The sequence below is a fragment of the Wolbachia endosymbiont of Mansonella perstans genome (genome assembly GCF_020278605.1).
Taxonomy (GTDB): Bacteria; Pseudomonadota; Alphaproteobacteria; order Rickettsiales; family Anaplasmataceae; genus Wolbachia.
In genome coordinates this window covers 1-18,515 of record NZ_JACZHU010000010.1, presented here as the reverse complement: position 1 = coordinate 18,515, position 18,515 = coordinate 1, and the positions used below count along the sequence as shown (strand labels likewise).

Annotated in this window: 20 protein-coding genes, 1 tRNA gene and 2 pseudogenes; 16 read left to right on the top strand and 7 right to left on the bottom strand. The window is 35.8% G+C overall.

Going from position 1 to position 18,515, the window contains the following annotated elements; all coding sequences use genetic code 11:
- Positions 1 to 41: 41 nt before the first annotated feature.
- A pseudogene (locus IHO13_RS01170) lies at positions 42 to 653 on the top strand (alpha/beta hydrolase); the annotation flags it as partial.
- Between the two features lie 5 nt (positions 654 to 658).
- Positions 659 to 1,471, top strand: a complete 813-nt coding sequence (locus IHO13_RS01165; RefSeq protein WP_225537893.1) for an SDR family oxidoreductase — start codon at positions 659 to 661, stop codon at positions 1,469 to 1,471.
- A 186-nt stretch (positions 1,472 to 1,657) separates the two neighbouring features.
- Here IHO13_RS01165 and IHO13_RS01160 read toward each other — a convergent pair whose 3' ends face one another.
- Positions 1,658 to 2,380 carry a hypothetical protein gene (locus IHO13_RS01160; RefSeq protein ID WP_225537892.1) on the bottom strand — a complete coding sequence of 241 codons (723 nt, stop codon included), beginning with the start codon at positions 2,378 to 2,380 and terminating at the stop codon, positions 1,658 to 1,660.
- A gap of 147 nt (positions 2,381 to 2,527) precedes the next feature.
- On the opposite strand from IHO13_RS01160, the pseudogene truB reads away from it, so the two are divergent.
- The 3 genes and pseudogenes from truB (at position 2,528) to pnp (ending at position 6,070) form a co-directional block, all read left to right on the top strand.
- Positions 2,528 to 3,503: pseudogene (truB, locus tag IHO13_RS01155) on the top strand (tRNA pseudouridine(55) synthase TruB).
- 12 nt (positions 3,504 to 3,515) lie between these two features.
- Complete coding sequence (gene rpsO / locus IHO13_RS01150) at positions 3,516 to 3,788, top strand: 30S ribosomal protein S15 (RefSeq protein ID WP_225537891.1); 273 nt, start codon at positions 3,516 to 3,518, stop codon at positions 3,786 to 3,788.
- 14 nt (positions 3,789 to 3,802) lie between these two features.
- Positions 3,803 to 6,070, top strand: coding sequence for a polyribonucleotide nucleotidyltransferase (gene pnp / locus IHO13_RS01145; RefSeq protein ID WP_225537890.1), 2,268 nt, complete (start codon positions 3,803 to 3,805; stop codon positions 6,068 to 6,070).
- Positions 6,071 to 6,164: 94 nt separating this feature from the next.
- Here the strand turns inward: pnp and rpe are convergent, their stop codons facing one another.
- Positions 6,165 to 6,845, bottom strand: a complete 681-nt coding sequence (rpe, locus tag IHO13_RS01140) for a ribulose-phosphate 3-epimerase (protein WP_225537889.1) — start codon at positions 6,843 to 6,845, stop codon at positions 6,165 to 6,167.
- Positions 6,846 to 7,028: 183 nt separating this feature from the next.
- Here rpe and IHO13_RS01135 point away from each other — a divergent pair.
- Positions 7,029 to 7,105: transfer RNA gene (locus IHO13_RS01135), tRNA-Arg, on the top strand.
- A 101-nt stretch (positions 7,106 to 7,206) separates the two neighbouring features.
- Here IHO13_RS01135 and IHO13_RS01130 read toward each other — a convergent pair.
- The gene (locus tag IHO13_RS01130) at positions 7,207 to 7,701 is read right to left on the bottom strand and encodes an RDD family protein (protein ID WP_225537888.1); all 495 of its coding nucleotides are present in this window, start codon (positions 7,699 to 7,701) and stop codon (positions 7,207 to 7,209) included.
- Positions 7,701 to 8,339, bottom strand: a complete 639-nt coding sequence (locus tag IHO13_RS01125) for an HAD family hydrolase (protein WP_225537887.1) — start codon at positions 8,337 to 8,339, stop codon at positions 7,701 to 7,703. The genes IHO13_RS01130 and IHO13_RS01125 overlap by 1 nt, the downstream gene beginning before the upstream one ends.
- 284 nt (positions 8,340 to 8,623) lie before the next feature.
- On the opposite strand from IHO13_RS01125, the gene IHO13_RS05710 reads away from it, so the two are divergent.
- From IHO13_RS05710 to hemA, 10 genes are all read left to right on the top strand, one after another.
- On the top strand, positions 8,624 to 8,752 hold the full coding sequence (locus IHO13_RS05710) for a hypothetical protein (protein ID WP_255586050.1): 129 nt from the start codon (positions 8,624 to 8,626) through the stop codon (positions 8,750 to 8,752).
- Between the two features lie 276 nt (positions 8,753 to 9,028).
- Complete coding sequence (locus IHO13_RS01120) at positions 9,029 to 9,265, top strand: hypothetical protein (protein WP_225537886.1); 237 nt, start codon at positions 9,029 to 9,031, stop codon at positions 9,263 to 9,265.
- Positions 9,266 to 9,336: 71 nt separating this feature from the next.
- Positions 9,337 to 9,510 carry a hypothetical protein gene (locus IHO13_RS01115; protein ID WP_225537885.1) on the top strand — a complete coding sequence of 58 codons (174 nt, stop codon included), beginning with the start codon at positions 9,337 to 9,339 and terminating at the stop codon, positions 9,508 to 9,510.
- A gap of 133 nt (positions 9,511 to 9,643) precedes the next feature.
- Positions 9,644 to 9,802, top strand: coding sequence for a hypothetical protein (locus tag IHO13_RS01110; protein ID WP_225537884.1), 159 nt, complete (start codon positions 9,644 to 9,646; stop codon positions 9,800 to 9,802).
- Positions 9,803 to 10,481: 679 nt separating this feature from the next.
- Complete coding sequence (gene htpG, locus IHO13_RS01105; protein ID WP_225537883.1) at positions 10,482 to 12,380, top strand: molecular chaperone HtpG; 1,899 nt, start codon at positions 10,482 to 10,484, stop codon at positions 12,378 to 12,380.
- A 59-nt stretch (positions 12,381 to 12,439) separates the two neighbouring features.
- Positions 12,440 to 12,613: a hypothetical protein gene (locus IHO13_RS01100; protein WP_225537882.1), complete on the top strand. Its 174-nt coding sequence runs from the start codon at positions 12,440 to 12,442 to the stop codon at positions 12,611 to 12,613.
- A gap of 114 nt (positions 12,614 to 12,727) precedes the next feature.
- On the top strand, positions 12,728 to 13,048 hold the full coding sequence (locus IHO13_RS01095; protein ID WP_225537881.1) for a hypothetical protein: 321 nt from the start codon (positions 12,728 to 12,730) through the stop codon (positions 13,046 to 13,048).
- 279 nt (positions 13,049 to 13,327) lie between these two features.
- Complete coding sequence (locus tag IHO13_RS01090; protein ID WP_225537880.1) at positions 13,328 to 13,705, top strand: hypothetical protein; 378 nt, start codon at positions 13,328 to 13,330, stop codon at positions 13,703 to 13,705.
- 586 nt (positions 13,706 to 14,291) lie between these two features.
- Positions 14,292 to 15,371, top strand: coding sequence for a TomO hydrophobic C-terminal domain-containing protein (locus IHO13_RS01085; protein ID WP_225537879.1), 1,080 nt, complete (start codon positions 14,292 to 14,294; stop codon positions 15,369 to 15,371).
- A gap of 64 nt (positions 15,372 to 15,435) precedes the next feature.
- On the top strand, positions 15,436 to 16,638 hold the full coding sequence (hemA, locus tag IHO13_RS01080) for a 5-aminolevulinate synthase (RefSeq protein ID WP_225537878.1): 1,203 nt from the start codon (positions 15,436 to 15,438) through the stop codon (positions 16,636 to 16,638).
- Here the strand turns inward: hemA and IHO13_RS01075 are convergent.
- The 3 genes from IHO13_RS01075 to rimM all read right to left on the bottom strand — a co-directional run bounded on the left by IHO13_RS01075 (position 16,630) and on the right by rimM (position 18,472).
- A complete protein-coding gene (locus IHO13_RS01075; RefSeq protein WP_225537877.1) occupies positions 16,630 to 17,328 on the bottom strand; it encodes an inositol monophosphatase family protein in 699 nt (232 codons plus the stop codon). The genes hemA and IHO13_RS01075 overlap by 9 nt on opposite strands.
- 8 nt (positions 17,329 to 17,336) lie before the next feature.
- Positions 17,337 to 17,903 (bottom strand): elongation factor P, encoded by a 567-nt coding sequence (gene efp / locus IHO13_RS01070; protein ID WP_225537876.1) that lies wholly within the window; start codon positions 17,901 to 17,903, stop codon positions 17,337 to 17,339.
- A 62-nt stretch (positions 17,904 to 17,965) separates the two neighbouring features.
- Positions 17,966 to 18,472 (bottom strand): ribosome maturation factor RimM, encoded by a 507-nt coding sequence (rimM, locus tag IHO13_RS01065; protein ID WP_225537894.1) that lies wholly within the window; start codon positions 18,470 to 18,472, stop codon positions 17,966 to 17,968.
- Between the last annotated feature and the right edge of the window lie 43 nt (positions 18,473 to 18,515).

The window sequence follows — 18,515 nt, the reverse complement described above, 5'->3', positions numbered from 1 at the left end:
GTCACCTATTTCCATTTCAAATGGAGCATTTGGTGCTATAAAACAGAAATAAGAAAAATTTAATTGTTTGCTTACACGGTTGGGGATCAAGCAGTGACAACTTTGTTCACCTTGCCAAAGTTATGAGCAAATCTTTATCTGATTCATGTTTTATAGCACCAAATGCTCCATTTGAAATGGAAATAGGTGACGGTTATCAATGGTTCAGTCTAGAGGATCGCAGTGAAGAGGTGCTATATAATGGAGCAAAAAGTGCTGCATTGATAGTAAATCACTTTATTGATACGAAGTTAAAAGAGCTTAGCTTAAATGATGCACAGCTTTCTTTGATTGGATTTTCCCAGGGGGCAATGCTTGCAATACACACAGCTCTTACCCGTTCTCAATCTTGTGCATCGGTTGTTGCATATTCTGGTAGGTTTCTTTTGCCTTCAAAAGTTGCACCAGAGATCAAATCAAAGCCCAACATGTGCATTATCCATGGTGATGCTGACGATGTAGTACCTTTTTCTTCTCTTGGCTTGGCAGTTAGAGCTCTGAAGGAAAATGGAATAAATGTTGAGGGACACCCAATTCATGCATTGGGTCACATTATCAATGAAGAAGGAATAAGATTGGGTGTAGAATTTATTAAGAAAAACTTCAAAAACTAATTTTCATGCACTTGTTTTGCTTCGGTTATGGATATATAGCTAGGTTTCTATCGAAAAAGTTACTGAATTTAGGTTGGAAAGTTAGTGGTACCTCAAAGAATCAAGACGTACAGGACGTTGATTTCTTTAATTACGACAAAGTAAGCGAGGATACGTTTCAAGATGTAACACATGTTTTGATTTCCATCCCGCCAGATAGTGATGATGTGCTGGAGAGATATGGCCATTACTTTCAAAATGTCAAATGGCTTGGTTATCTATCTGCAACTAATGTCTATGGCAACCACGCTGGTAATTGGGTTATGGAAGAATCTGAAACAAAACCTATAGAAAACAGAGGAGAGAATCGCCTTAGATCCGAAAAGAAATGGCTAAATAGCAATTTACCTGTTCATGTTTTTCGTTTGGCTGGAATATACGGTCCCAGTAGAAACGTATTAGTTGATTTACAACTTAATAAAGCAAGAAACGTACGAAAAGAAGGACATTTTTTTTCTCGTATTCATGTTGAAGATATATCGAATATTCTATTTTCTTCCATGCAAAGCATAAAACCTGGTGAAATATATAATTGTGCGGACGACTTGCCCGCTACACAATCTGAAGTGGTAATATACGCGGCAAAACTTCTGAATGTTAGTGCTCCAGAACCAGTGGAGGTTTATTCCTTGCCTGACTGTGCACAGAGTTTTTATTTAGGGTCAAAAAAAGTAAGTAACATTAAAGTGAAAAGAGATCTTGGCATCTCTCTAGTTTATCCTAACTATAAGGTAGGGTTGGAAAGCTTATACGCTGAAGAGTTGAAGTCACACATTTGAAGAATCTCTTGCATAACCTGCTTTCCGATTTTGCATCTTGGATAACATCTTCTAAAAAAGGTAGAAACAATAGATTTTTGATAAGGATATAATTGAAGGCTGAAACAGGCTATGTCAACCTTACAAGCCTAAGTAAAAGGGGGAAAGGAAGAGGCAGAACATTTCTACCTCTCTTTAATATTAACTTTACTTTCTCAGCGCTCCAAATATAGCTGCATCTACTGCAACCTCTTGCAACTTAGCTGATACGTCACTTTTTAAAGCTTCATGGCTTTTGTTACTTACTGTAACTTTTAATGAAGTAGCTTCTTTAGTTCTACCTAACGTTTCCTTCAATTCAACAAAATCATTAGTCACAACAACACCTTTATCTTCAACCTTATAATTAAGTTGTATGGATGTGTATTCGCCTTCTTTATTTTTGAAGATCACGTATAGATCTTTCTCACCCTTCTCACCTAGCAATACTTTACGATTGTCATCTGAAAGTTCCAGGTATAATTTCTTAACGCTTTCTTTGTTCTCTGTAACTTCCTTTTCAACAATTTTAGCATCCTTTACCGCATCACCAACAAGAGCAGAGAAGTCTGCATCCTTGCCGTCCTTACCGTCCTTACCAGCTTTACCTTGAACTCCCCCCATTGAACGCAGTTGCTGACATGAAGAAACAGCTGTTGCAATAAGGTATGCGGCAGCAACAAAAGCTATTATTGCTATCGCCCAAGGGTTAGCAAGATATGCTAGGAATGTTGAAGAAAGTGCCACTCCCTTTGCAGTAGCATAAATAGTGGTTGCTGCTATTGTTACAGCTGCAGCTGCAACTACAACTTCGATACCCATCTTTGTTATAGGTGCAGTATTTTCCCACTTCCATATGCTTGGTGTGTTTTGATTTTTTGTGTCTGGCATAATAACCTCTTAAAATATGACTAATAAAAACTTAAATATATACTAATAACACATGTTAGTCAAGTCTTTTTTTATAATAATTTAATAAAACAAGTATATTCTGAGTTGCTTTCTAAATTGCTATTAATCACGTACAGTTGATATATGATACATGGTTGGCTGAATCTCGACAAAGCAATAGGAATTAGTTCTGCGCAAGCTGTAGCTCGAGTTAAAAAGATTTTTGGAATTAAAAAAGCTGGTCATTTTGGAACACTTGACCCTTTAGCTTCAGGTGTGTTGCCAATTGCTCTTGGCGAGGCAACAAAAACTATACCGTATTTATCCTGCAACTTAAAGGCATACAATTTCACAATAAAATGGGGAGAGCAAAAAACTACAGACGACTTAGATGGTGATACTATTAAGGCAGCAACATAAAACCTGAGTATAACCAAATAAGCTGTGCGATCAAGAACTTTGTTGGTAAGATAGCACAAACTCCTCCTCAATTCTCAGCAATAAAAATCGATGGGACAAGGGCATACAGATTGGCAAGAAGTGGGCAAAAAGCGAATATAAAGTCCCGCTTAGTACGAATATATGAACTTAAGTTGGTCTCTGTTGACGCCATAAATAACAGTGCTGATTTTTCTATGCTATGCGGTAGTGGTGTATATGTGAGGTCAATTGCAAGAGATCTTGGAATCGCATTAAATTGCTTTGGACATATTACACAACTAAGAAGGACCATGGTAGGTAGCTTTAGAGAAACCGGATCAGTAACAATCGAACAACTTGTTGAAAAAATTCGCTTTTCGGTGTCATTCCAGCGCGTAACGCTGGAGTCCAGAAAAAAAGAAGAATGGATGTCAAGCACTGGGATAATAGAAGATGATGAAATGATAGGGAGTAATGCAAAAAGTTTCATTACCCCATCGCATCAGCTTTAAAATCAACGTTCAAGGTTGAAATTTCTGCAAAGGAAGCAGAGAAAATCAGAAAAGGTCAAGAAATCATATTAAATAACTTGCATAATTTAAAGAATTATGATATTTTTTGTACGACAGTGGGTAATATACCCGTTGCAATCTGCAGTTTTACCTATGGTTGTGTAAAACCTATTCGTGTTTTTAATGTTTGAAATGAGGTTTAGATGCCAATAACATCAGAAAAGAAAAAGAATTTAATAAATGTATATGCAATTAAAGAAAATGACACAGGTTCATCTTTTGTACAATGTGCTATTCTAACCGAAAGGATCAGCAACTTAACTGAGCACTTTAAAGTGCACAAGCATGACCATCACTCTAAGCGCGGTTTACTTATATTAATAGGCAGAAGGCGTAAACACTTAAATTATATAAAGCGTAAGTTTGGTAATCAGGCCTATCAGGAGTTAATAGAGAAGTTAGGCATTAGAAAATAATCGAGGAATTTTGTATGTTTGAAATTATAAAAAAATCTATAGACTGGGGTGGTCGTACCTTATCTTTAGAAACTGGGAAAATAGCACGTCAAGCTGATGGTTCAGTGGTTGTAAATTACGGGGATACTTCTATTTTAGTAACTGTTGTACGTAAAAAGAAGGAAGAAAATGTCGATTTCCTGCCTCTAAATGTACAATTTATTGCAAAAAGCTATGCCATGGGCAAGATTCCCGGTGGCTTTTTTAAAAGAGAAGGTAAGCCATCTGATAGGGAAACTTTAATTTCAAGGGTGATAGATAGAAGTATAAGACCGCTATTCCCAGAAGGTTTTCACGACGAAGTCAGCGTGGTGTGCAATTTATTAACTTATGATATGGTCAATCCTCCCGAAGTACCAGCATTGATTGGTACTGTTGCAGCCCTTGCAATTTCTGGTGTTCCTTTTTACTCTACCATAGCTGGAGCCTTGGTTGGTTGTGATGAAAATAACAACTATATACTCAACCCTTCTGTTCAAGAAATGAAAGTAAGCAGCTTAGATCTATTTTTATCTGGTGACGAGCGTTCAATTTTAATGGTTGAATCAGAGGTAAAGGAGCTTTCTGAAGAAAACGTTCTAAGCGCAATAAAATTTGGTCATGAACACCTTCAACCCGTCATTAAGCTTATAAAAGAGTTTGCTGACACAATTGGCAAGAAACCTAAGAGCCTTGCTCTTATTGATATGTCAGACATAACGCAGGATCTTGAAAAGTATAGTAAAGATTTTGAGAATGCATACTCACAAACAGTAAAGCAACAGCGAGCTCAAACTTTAGAAGCGCTCAGAGGTGATATATTAAACACTCTTAAGGAAGCTGGAAAAGATGAGAAATTAATTACATATGCAATAAAAAGCTTTGAGAGATCTTTAGTGCGCAAGATAATTAAAAAGAAAGGTATGAGGATAGACGGTCGTAAGCACGATGAAATACGTCAGATAGAGGTTGAAGTTGACATTTTATCCAGAACCCATGGCTCTGCATTATTTACAAGAGGTAGTACTCAGGCGCTGGTTGTTACTGCTCTTGGTACTACACAAGACGAGCAAATTATAGATGACATTGAAGGTGATAGGCGTGAGCATTTCATGTTGCATTACAATTTTCCTTCATTTGCTGTTGGAGAGGCTTCTGCTATACGCGCACCAGGAAGAAGAGAAATAGGTCATGGTAAACTTGCTTGGAAAGCAATTCATCCTGTTTTACCTGATAAATCCAAATTTCCTTACACAATAAGAGTAGTATCCGAAATTATGGAATCAGATGGTTCTTCTTCTATGGCAACAGTCTGCGGAACCTCGCTTGCCTTAATGGATACAGGCGTGCCGATAAGGGCTCCTGTTGCTGGAATTGCCATGGGCCTCATCAAAGATAAAGATGAGTATACAATACTTTCCGATATCCTGGGTGATGAAGATTATCTTGGCGATATGGATTTTAAAATAGCAGGAACTAGTGAAGGAATTACAGCACTGCAAATGGATATGAAAATTTCTGGTATAAGCTTTGAAATTGTTGAAAAATCTTTGAAACAAGCAAAGGCTGGAAGGTTGCATACCTTAGAAAAAATGAACGCAGTGATTTCAGAACATAGCGATGACGTAAAAAGTCATGCACCAAGAATGGTATCATTTTACATAGATAAAGATAAAATTTCTGCGGCTATTGGGGCTAAAGGAAAAAATATACGCAGTGTGTGTGAAAGAAGTAATGCAAAAATTGAAATAGGAGACGATGGCAAAGTTTCTGTGTTTGCCATGAGTAGCACTGAAGCTGAAATTGCAAAAAATATGTTGATTGATTCAATAACAGAACTAGAGCAAGGTGCAATAATTGATGCTAAGGTTATCAAAATAGATAAGTCTATTGTAGAGCTTGAACTTTTCAATGGAAGAAAAGGAAAAATGCACATAAGTGAAGTGGCTAATCAGCATATAGAGTCTATTGAAGATATACTTAAACAGGGTGATGTTTTCAAAGCGCTGGTAATTGATTTTGAAAAAGGTGGATGTCCAAAATTGTCAAGGCGTCGCGTTGATCAAGAGACAGGCGAATTTTTTGAAGGCGAGCTCTATAATGAAGAAAAGAAAGATGGTTCAAGTGATAAGGATTATTATAATAGTTCATTCAATAAAAAACCTGGGCATCGTAAGAGACCTACTCGTTCTCGTTCTGGCTTCAGTAATAGAAGTAGCAGGCCACAATTTGGTAGTGATGATTCATCATCAAGCTTTTATTGAGAGTAGATTTCTTGTATTATCTACTTCATCCTAGTGCCTAGGTACTGGAATGATATCGGCTGTTGACTTGTCTCTCAACTAGAGATTAAGGCAGCTATAGCAATGGGTTTCTAAGGTCGTTTATAGCCTTTTTTGTATTTGCAGCTCTAAATATTGCTGACCCAGCGACTAAGATATCTGCACCTGCTTTTGTTATGTTGGCTGCGTTTAGGGCGCTCACTCCACCATCCACTGAAATTTGCGTTTTAAGATTATACTTTTGTATCATTTTTTTCACAACAGCTATCTTGTATAGCTGCGAATGAATAAACTCCTGTCCTTCAAATCCAGGGTTGACTGCCATAATCAGCACAATATCTAGTTCATGTATTATATACTCAAGCACACTTGGAGAAGTTGAAGGAACAATCGAAACTCCAACTTGAACTGTTTTTTTTGTATTGTTTGCGTTTTTGTATGACTTTATTTTTCTAACCAGTCTCTCAAGGTGTATCTCTGCTTCTGCATGTATAGTGATAATATCAGCACCAGCATTTATAAAGCTTTCAATATGGTCACCAGGAGATCTAACCATTAAGTGCACATCAAAAGGAAGATTGCTATACTTACGTATTGCAGAAATAACACCCGGACCAATTGTAATATTCGGAACGAAATTTCCATCCATAACATCTATGTGTATATAATCTACACCTAAATCGCTAATTTTTCTTACTTCTTGCCCTAATTTTGCAAAGTCTGCTGAAAGTATAGAAGGTGCAATTTTAATACCCATGAGCCGTTTTTCATTAAAGAATAAAAATAACTTATTTTTTAAACTCTGTCACCTTGACCACAAAACACAAAAAAAGTTACATCTACGCTGGAACGATAAGGTCTTGCAAGAATTACTATGAACATCGTATTTACATGAAATACCTTGACTTCATATGTGTTAAGAAGCATTTTATATACGTTAGTGCCCGTAGCTCAGCTGGATAGAGCAGCAGCCTTCTAAGCTGTAGGTTGTAGGTTCAAATCCTACCGGGCACACCACATGTGTAGCACACTACCCTGTGTTTTTACTTTGCCATGTAACTTCCAAGCGTTTCTCCTGAAAATTTCTTACCATAAATTGAGCATGTAAAAGATTTAATCTATTTGATAGCTCCTTTCACAACAATCGTATTAAACAGCATATCATGGTATGTCTGCTTCTTTTGAGAGAAGCAAGCCACTAAATACCAGCAAAAGGTGAGCAGCAATATAATTACTCCCAGTATGCTTAAAGCGCTTACTAACACGTTTTGTTCTTGGAAAAGCTCTATGAGGATAGCTATTACGTTGTTCAATAGATGAAGAAAAAACTGAGAAATGCTTCTATCAAATGCTAAACTCAAGTCTATTCTAGAACCGCCTAGGCTTATGGTATGTATGTTCATTAACTGCTGACCGGGAGTTGCCTGAGCTGCTGAGGATATAAAATATGTGAAGTAACTGCAATTTACACACATATATGATAGATATAAAATTAACGGAAAATTCTCTAACAATAGTATGATTAATAAGTTTGGAATTAATAAAATTGCCACATCTATTAAATATGCACAAAAGCGCCTTTTGATACTTGCAATTTCTATAACAGCAGTCATTACCTATCTTTTAAACATTCTATTATAAAATCTGTAAGTTTATCAAAATGTTGAAAACATAACAAATCTTCGTATCCACTTATTGATTGGCCATATATAATAGGTAAACAATTGGCATTTTGTGCACACAAAATATCTGTGATACTGTCACCAACAAAAAACACACTTTCTCTATTTATAGGCAATGTACTCTCCTCTAGTGCAAATAGCAGTGGAGTTGCAGACGGTTTATCTTCTGCAGTATCGCATGAACCAACTACTCTCTCAAAGTAAGAGTCTAGCTTAAAATAGGCAACTTCTTCACGTAAATTAGTGTTTTTCTTATTACTTACTATTGCTAGATAGATATTATGGCTTTTCAACGTCTGCAACATTTTCTCTACTCCTTGATTTAGGGTAATATTCTGCAATAACGCATTATCTAAGTATTGTTGGTATATCTGATTCGCTTTTTTCCACTGATCGCCAAATAAATTGACCATGTAGCTCTTTCTTGACTCATGGGAATTTCTATCAGCGGCTTTATTACTGTATCCCATTGAGTCTAAGGTATACTTAATGGCATTAGAAATATTGTCTTGGGTGTCAACTAAGGTATTATCCCAATCGAATACTACTGCTAATGGGCTGTTTTTCATTTCTACATTGTTACGTATTTCAGGTTAATAAGTAAATAACATTTTGATAAAAAAAATATAAATAAGACGCTCTTGATGCTCACAAGAAACATTATTTATTGCAGGTTGTGTTAACCATTTCTACATAATAAGCTAATATACTGGTTTTACATGCCTTATTAGGAGTAGGTATGGCTGAAAAGTTAAGAATACATCTCAAAAAAATTTAAAGATGTTTTTGGACGTTTTCCAGGCGCATTTTCAGAAGGTACTTCATTAGAAGATAAGGTTAATTATATCACAGAATGAACAGAAGCTCTAAAGGCTGTGAAAAGTTCATGCTCGAAAATAAGATGGAAAATATTGCAAAATTAAACAAAGAGCTTGAAAAACAACAAAGACAGAACGACAAAGAAATAGATAAACTTAGATGATCAACACAAGAGCTAAGAAAAGAGTTTGGTACGAGTAAAATAAACAAATTAGGTGGTAATGATAAATTACCGCAAGAAGCTAGGCAAGATGCGCAAATCGCTGAAGCTTCTACTCAAACAGATATGCAACCACCAAGGGTTGAGGAGTTGTGTGATAATCCAGAGTTTCAAGAAGCAGATGGCAATCTTGAAGAAACTGCTGCATAAGGTGAAAAGTTTGGACGAAGTGGACAAAGAGAAACTTCTGTACAAATAGACACACAACCACTTGTAAGTTTGGAGGCTCAAACTCCATCAGAGCTTAAGTTACAGGCTGTTAGTCCTGCAGTCAGTAAGGACTCCGCAGAATTAGCTGAAACTCTTGGAAACACTCTAGCGAAAGATAAGAGTTTTAAATGGAGTGGACAAAGGGATCTTAAAAGAGAGAATTTGAATAATAAAAAGCTTGGACAAGACGAAAAGGATAATGCACCTCAAGAAAATCAAAAAGAAGTAGGTCTTTTTAGTCTTTAAAATGCTTTGTTAAGGAGATATTAGAAAAACTTTTTGGTGAAGATAAAAAGGGTGCGTAAAATACCTACAATATGGGAGGAGCAGCTCAAAAAAATACATTAAATAATGAAATACAACAAAAAAGTATCGATAAGAGCTTTTACATAAATACAAATGGGAAAGAATTCAATTTAGAACCAGGAAAGGCTTTTAATTATCAGGACAAAGCCCTTACATTAGTATTACATATAACAGCCCTGGGATAAAGCAAAATCTACAACGAGATACAACTTCTCCCAATGTTGCTCATGCAATTAACTTCAATATTAATGGTAAGGAATATAGTATCGAACCTGGTGAGTCTTTCAAGTACAAAGTCCTCGTCTAGAAATTAGAGTGGTGAATGGTCATCAACAGAGCAAGCACTTTGATAAAGTTTTAAGTCAAGACCAAAGCATAAACAAGGGCTTAGAACAAGTAACAAAGCTTGAAAATCCAGCAACAACGCCTGTTAACACCCCTAAAGTGAATGAAATAAGCACGAGTCGTGAAGGATGATCCGCTTGACTTCAGTGATTTGAAAAAGCATTTGACTATGCAATAATCCTATAAATTATATGCTGTAATAATTATAGCTACAATTAGACTTATTGCTTAACTTAAACTAAAGGCAATTATTTTTGACATTAGCTACAAACATTAAAAACTTTACTAAATAGAGAAAAAGACAAAAGAAGCCCCGGTCGGGAGTTAATTATTTATATGTACTTCAAATATCGGCGTTTTTACCCTCAACAATACGACTCAGCTACTTTTAAATGCAAATAACCAAAACTGCAAATGTTAAGAAACTTACTAAATAGAAAAAGATAAAAAAAACCTAAAGCAGCTAGCATTCAAATTCTTCCTTGTCTATTTGATGTTCTATACTGTCTTAAACGACTTATAAGCGCGTTTCAGCTTGAAAACCAGAAGTTTTATAAAGATACAATACGCCAAATACCCTAAATTTTTTATTACTAACCTACACAGGTCCCGAAGATAAATAGCTTCAATATTACGATAAGTGGACTGAAGGAATTTGTCAAGTAGTTTTTTTATATTGGTATGTGCTTAGTGCTGCCAAAACTGATTTGATATGATTATGTAAGAAGTTTTATTTTGGTGTGCGTGACCTTGAAAGATCGCAGTGCAATACTTAAATTATATAGGCAGTAGGCTAATAATGGAGCTCAAAATGCATAACGTAAAAGAAACCGAAAATTTAAAATTTGATGCTGAAGTAGGGAAAGTACTGAATATAGTAATTCATTCGCTTTATACCAATAAGGATATTTTTCTGCGTGAGTTAATATCAAATGCATCAGATGCATGTGACAAATTGCGCTACGAATCTCAACTAAACCCTAACTTGCTAGATTCAAGTGATGAGTTAAAAATCACCATTAGCTTTAGTAAAGATAAGAATGAACTATATGTCACTGATAATGGCATCGGGATGGATAGGCAGGATTTAATAGATAACCTTGGTACAGTCGCTAGTTCTGGTACACAAAAATTTCTGGAGGCAATTAAAAGTAGTAAGGATTCAAGCCAAACTGTAGAGTTAATCGGAAAATTTGGTGTTGGTTTTTACTCGAGCTTCATGGTTACTTCAGAAGTTATAGTTGAATCTCGGAAGGTGGGAGAAGAGAAATCTTGGGTCTGGAGATCCGGAGGAGATGGAGAATATTCAATCAGCAAATTAGATGGTCAAATCCCTCGTGGAACCAAAATTACCCTGGTTATGCGCCCTGAAGAAAATGAGTTTTTAGACAAATTTCGCATTGAAAATATCGTTACTACTTATTCAGATCACATAAATTTTCCCGTTGAGTTTATAGATGAAGAAGGAAAAAGTGAAAAGCTAAACAGCAAGGCTGCAATTTGGACTAAGCAGAAAAACAACGTCACTCAAGAGGAGCACAACAATTTTTTCCGCAGTGTTGCACATGTTGGCGGGGAGCCTTGGATGATATTGCACAACAAAAATGAAGGAGCAATAGAGTATACAAATTTGCTCTATGTGCCTTCTATCAAGCCCTTTGATTTATTTCACCCAGATAGACGTTGTTCCGTGAAATTATATGTAAATAAAGTATTTGTCACTGAGGATAATGTACAAATTATACCACAGTACTTACGTTTTCTCAAAGGTGTTGTTGACTCACCGGATTTGCCTCTTAATATCAGCAGAGAAACACTGCAGAACAATCTTGTTATTGAGCAAATCAGAAAATCTCTCACTAAGCGCGTAATATCAGAACTTGGTAAAAAGGCAAAAGAAAATTTAGAGGAATACACGAAATTCTGGACCAATTTTGGCGCAGTATTGAAAGAAGGTCTTTGCGAAGCTATGCCAACCGGCGAAAGAGAAGCGCTACTTTCAATTTGCAGATTCCATAGTACAGGTGATGATAAGCTGGTTAGTATTGACGACTATATAAGCAGAATGAAGCCTGAGCAGGAGCACGTCTATTACCTCACAGGAAATAGCTTGGATTCGGTGAAACATAGTCCACAACTTGAAGGGTTTGTCAGCAAAGGATTGGAGGTTCTTCTGTTTGTTGATCCAGTGGATGATTTCTGGACTAGCGTAATTCATGAATATAAAGACCAGAAAATCAAGTCCGTAACTCGTGCTGATGTTGATTTGGAAAAATTCTCCTCTGAGAAAAAAGACGAAGAAAATAAATCAGATGAAAAAAGGAGCGAAGAAAATACAGATTCTATATTAGAATATTTCACTAAGGTCCTTGGCAGTTCAGTAAAAAGCGTAAAAATTTCCAAAAAATTGACCGATAGTCCTGTATGTTTGGCAGTTGATGAGAGTGCAATGGATCTTAGAATGGAGCGTTTTTTACGTGAGCAAAAACAGCTGAATTACCGTACACCAAAGGTGCTCGAAATCAACACTAAACATCCTGTAATAAAAAGCATAACAAAATCTTACGCTGAAGATAGTGAAAACTCAACATTGGAGGATATGATCCACTTATTGTTCTATCAAGCTTGTATCGTAGAGGGCGAGGAGATGGATGATGCGAACCTGTTTGCCAAGAGGTTGAATAACTTGCTTGGCAAGGTTGTAATTTAGTGCTACACTTGGTAGCTATTGACTAGGAGATAAGATATGGCTATCGATTTTGACATCAAGTGCTTGTAGAGATTAATGGTAATGATTCACTAATCGTTGATGAGTTATGTAAAAATTTTGAAAATACATCACGTTTAGTTACTGTAGAATTAAAAGATGAGGGTTTATATGTCTTTATTTCTGAAAATTTAGCTTCTGCTAAAATGATAAACATCTTAAATCAAGCTATATAAAGAAAATAATTATGAAGAACTAAATAAGGTTATACAAAATATTGAGATTATGAAGACTAATCTATTGCATCGGATGGCGAAAGCTTCAAAAATTTCTGCTCAAATCAACTGAATTTGGATTTACAAAACAGAAGTGACCAAAAACATATATATTCAAATGTACTACCACAGTACAAATTTGATCAAGAGGAGTTCAAGTACAATTATTCAGTAAAAGAACTGGTATTATTGACAATTGCAGCTAATAACAAACTCGCAGAAAAATACCAGGGTGGACTTTTTGTTGAAGGAAATCTGAGTCTTTTACTTATTGCTAGTCAAAAATATATTGAAGCTTTTATAGAAAAATTCCATGGTACCGGTAGAATTTATAATAGATTAAAAATCAAGCTATACAACTTGTTGAACCTAATAAGATTGGCTTCTTTTCAGTAATAGCATTAAGAAAAGAACAGAATTTATTAGACACAGTTTTTGTTAAGTATGTCCTGAAAGATCTTGAGCAGGTGTTAAAAACAAGCGGCTCTGATCTTTTGTATAGTGTGCTTGAAACAGTGTCGTTCGTGCAGAATGAAGAGTTTATCACGATAGTATTGGGGCATTTGAAAGGTACATAATGAGCCAACTAGAGATGCGAAAGATCTGTTAAAAAAGAGTTTTGTTACTCTATTAGAAACTGCGATAAGTCAGGAGCATGTTTCAATTGTTGAACATTTGCGTAAGAAATGCACTGAAAGCAAAGAGTCAGTAATTCAGGAAATCTATAAAGAAGCGTTTGCTGATAACAAGGTTATTGAACAAATCAATAAGCAAATCCTGAAAAATACGGAAGTGCGTAGTAGGAGAGAAATTTATGATTTAGTTCTGAAAGCTGCACTGGATGTTGTCAATGTTGCATTTATTGAACACTTATGTGAAAAATGTGCTAAGTGCGGCAATGATGTTATCGATTATCTCGACCAAAAGTTGAAAGGTAACGAATTTGATAACACATACGAATCAACTCTCATTACATTGTCTAATACTGGAAATAAAGACATTATAGTCACTGTGCTCACTCACATTCAAACCTATCAAAACGTATTACAATGAGCAGGTAATCAGGCAAGCCATACAGAATATACTGAGAAGTGCAATATACTATTTAACAGGCCAAGAAGATTATTCCTTAGTCAAGGAAATATGTTACTTATGCACAAAAGCTGATGCAATTAACGTAGTTTTTCAAGAGAAGTGTAAGATTTTTAAGTCTAGCATAGAAAAGCGTATAGAAGACCTGAAAAAGGAAGACAAATCATTGCAGTCTAAAGCTCTACGTGAGCATAACTACAGTTATTTGCCAGGTATTATAAATGGATTAATTTAGGCTACTTGCATAGCATATGATGAATACACCAAAGATCAAGAATACAATAAACATCAAGGGAATACTTACCTTGTATCCAGCTTAATGCGCATTAGAGATATCCTGTAATTTTCTATTGATGTACAGGAATATCACTATCATGAACGTCAAGATTTGTGGGACGGAGTGTATCAAACTCCTGGAATTTTTATAATGCGAAAAAGAAGTGGTAAAGTTGCAGATAAACTAGCAACTCCAGTTATAAAAAGTAACATTCTATCAGAAAACCCAGAACCTAAAAGCACTGGTAGTCAATAGCCACAAAAAAATGCTATGGACAAAGGAAAAAATATTATGAACAATGGACATGTTTCAACGAAGCATTCTATAAACAATAATTATAAGGGAGATGAAATGGATAGGGAAAAAAAGCAACAAAATCCGGCAAGTAAAAATCGTAGTAGCATATCACCTCATACTCAAGAGCAACAGAAAGTTCCTGAGACTCAAGTTCCAGAACAAATGGATGTTACTCAAAGCGAAGTAGCTTCTTCAAGTATGCAGGAACTTCAAAATAAAAGTACTATCGTTTCGTTAATTGATACTGATAAGGAAAAACAAACTCCTGCTCAACCTACTGGAGAGATAACATTGCAAATGGGAGATGAACCAAGGCTTGAAAGTAAAGGTGGTCAGCTAGATTCACCATCGCATTTATCAGAGAGTTCTTTGGGTAGCGATTATTCTAAATTTGAAAGCAATGGCGATCAAAGTGGTGGTAAGTGTGCTAAAACTCCTCCAGATTCTAATGGTAACTCTTCATCATTTGAGAAGATAGATAAAGAGCCTTTGATAACTATAACAAATAGTAATGGTGGTAATAGTCAGTCTGCAAATGAAGAAAGATCAGCAGTATTTCAAATTCCAGGTGATTCACCACTATCGAATGATGATGAGAAGGAATCTTTACTGGGTAAAGCAAATGAAGATGATTCTGCGTTTAAAAGCAATAGTCCAGAAGACATACAATCAGAAACTTCAGTACCCAAAGGCGGAGCTGGTAACGTGTTTACTGAGGGTGACCAATCAGCACCGACACCAACACCAGAACCAATACCTTCATTAACTAGCAAAAAATCTGAGCAAGTGAATAACACCATTCCACAAAACACAAAAAGCAGCAATCTGCATGCCATAGCTGCTTCTATATTAGCAATAGCTGGAGTTGCTCTAGGAGTGACTACTGCGGTTCACTTGGAGATGTTAGCAGCAGGAATAGTAGTTGGAGCCTATTGTCTAGTTGCTGCAGCAGTTATGTATCACTATAAATGGCCTAGTAGCTTTATTGAAAACAATCAGATTGAAAAGGTTGCACCCAATGAGAAGAAAGAACCTATAGCTACATCTGTATAATAAATATAGTAGTCTACCATTGAATAATTTATTATAATTTTACTAGTTATTAATAGATAAAAACTTGGTAGACTACGAAGAAATATTTTTAAATAAAATCAAAGATATAAAAGAGGAAGGGCGCTATCGTGAGTTCACGCATTTTGAGTCGTTGCCTGGCAGGCTTCCCTATATTATGGATTATGAAAGAAATAGGGAAGTAATCGTCTGGTGCAGTAACAACTATTTAGGAATGTCACAAAATGAAAGTGTTATTGCCGCTATTCACAACTCATCTGTTGGCGCAGGAGGAACTAGAAATATCTCAGGCACAACAAAAGAAGTTGTTGAACTTGAGCAATCCCTGGCTTGTTTGCATAACAAGAAGGCCGCTTTAACTTTTGCTTGTGGCTACCTTGCTAATCAGACTACACTTAGCACCTTATTGTCCGTTATTCCTAACGTAGTGATTTTTTCAGACGAGAAGAACCACTCTTCAATGATAGAGGGCATAAAGTCAGGAAAAAGACCTAAATATATATTCAGGCATAATGACATTGATCACTTAGAGCAGTTATTAAAGTCTGTGGGTAAAAAAACACCAAAGATAATAGCACTTGAATCCATATATTCAATGGATGGAGATATAGCGCCGCTGAGAGAAATATGTGACTTGGCAGATCAATATAATGCAATTACCTATTTGGACGAAGTGCACGCAGTCGGCATGTATGGTCCGCGTGGTGGTGGAATTGCAGAAAGAGAAGGTCTGATGGATAGAGTGACTGTTATTCAAGGTACATTATCGAAAGCTTTTGGAGTGATGGGTGGGTATATAGCGTCTTCAAAGAGCTTGGTGGATGTAATAAGAAGTTCCGCTCCAGGATTTATTTTCACCACTGCTATGTCGCCTGTTTTAGCAGCAGCAGCAAAGGCAAGCGTTGAATATCTAAAATCAAGTAACATTGAAAGGGAAAAACAAAAACAAGTTGTTGAAAAGGTAAAAAATTCACTGAGAAACGCGGGAATTAATCTTATCCTAACAGAAACTCATATAATTCCAATAATAATTAGTGATCCAGAGTTATCCAAAATAGCATCAAAGTTACTATTTGACGAGCATGGAATATATGTTCAACATATAAATTATCCAACAGTTCCAAGAGGGACTGAGCGCTTTCGTATTACTCCTACACCTTATCATACTGACGAAATGATAAGACATTTAACAGAATCCCTTGTAAAAGTTTTTGAGAAATTGTCTATCTCTGTGGCTCGTTTATGTTAGTTTTATATCTCCAGCAATGATTAATCCATTATCTTCTATTACCCTTACACTACTCTCTTGCAGAAAAAGTTTGCCAAGCAAGGCTTTATATTTGTTAACTCCAGAGTAAACTATTCCACTGTATCTTCCTGCGGCAAGGTATGCAAAACCTAAAACTGTTGAACCGATGGAACGTACATTGCTGTTGTTAGGCAGTAACTTACTTAACAAATTACCACTTACGTCTATTAAGCCTCCTTCACGACTTTTCATTCGTATTTTTATATGACGAGATCTAAAGTCTTTAAGAAAAGCTCCCTTTTTCTCTTCTGTCCAAAAAGTTTCTCTGAGAGCTGGAGCATCAATTACAGCTGCTATAACTTTGTTTTTATGAATTAGACAGACCGACACTGCAAAAAAAACCATACAACTGGAAAAATTCTCCCTGCTTTCTATAGGCATAATAAACCAGGTATAAGTGTCATCTTTTACCTCTTGATCAGTATTGTCTTCAAAAATAAAACCGTAGTCTTGCTTGTAATCATACAAGCAATTGTATATGGTTTGCTTGCATCTTGAGTAAGTTTTATTGATAAAGTCCGCTGACTTAATATTGGAAATTTGCAATTCATTGAAATCACGCACAAGCTGTTTGGAAGCACTGCGTACAGAATCAAGCATCACATTAATCCGTGGTGATGAAATGGACATTCTTGCTTTTACTCTTTTACCCTTTCGTAATAGCTGTCATCTGGGGTATATACTACAATTTTGTCCTCTTCTTTTATAAATTGAGGCACGTTAATACGCATTCCGTTTTCCAAAATTGCAGATTTATAAGAGGAAGTAACAGTCTGCCCTTTAATAACAGATTCTGTTTCTTCTACAGCCAATGTAACATAATCAGGCACATGAGCAGAGATTATCTTATCCTGATAAGTTACTACTTTAACTTTCATATTATCCTGTAAATAAATCTTTTTTTCTCCCAATAAGTCCAAATTTATAGTGATCTGTTCGTAATTACTCGGATGCATAAGGTTTACAATATTTCCTTCAGTAAAAAGATAAACATATTCCTCTTCATCTAAAATTGCTCTTCTGATTGTTGCATCAGAGCGGAACCTTTCATAGTGTTTTGCTCCGGTTTTAATATTCTTCATCTCTGCTTGTATGTATGCACCACCCTTGCCAGGTTGAGTATGCATAATACTTACGACCCAAAACAAACCACCATTGTGTTCCAACACTTGACCTGGTCTAATATCATTAGCTTTTTCTGCCATAATTATACTTTCAGCTCGATCTTATAATTATAAGTAGCTTTTTGTAAATATCAAAACCTTTGTTAATCAATGAATTCTGGCATATTGAGTGCTATATACCCTTCCTTTACGTTTATATGCGGAAATATTTCTTTAGTAAAAGATAGCATAATATTCTTTTTTGTGCCGATGACTGAAATTTCCAATACATCTCCTGAACCGAAATTATGTATAGATTCTATGTAGCCATACAATTCATTACTCTCTAGCCTTACTTCCATATTTATAAGGTCACTTTGATAAAACTCATTCTCATCATTTAGTTTTGGCAGCTTTTTTCTTTCTGTGTATAACTTTTTGTTTCTTAAAAGCTCTGCTTCGTTGCGAGAATTTACTCCGCTTATTGTGGCTATTACTAAACTATCACCTATGACAGACACTGAGTCTATCTCATAATTCTCATCACCACTTACCAGCTCACCATATAGAGAAATATTTTCGGGCTTTTCAGTGAAAGTTTTTACTTTAACAGCTCCTTTAATTCCGTGAGGAGAAGTAATGACTCCGAGGCATACTAAGTTATCGTTCATGTTAATATGATAATCAAAACTAGTTTTTTTGTCTACAGCGCTG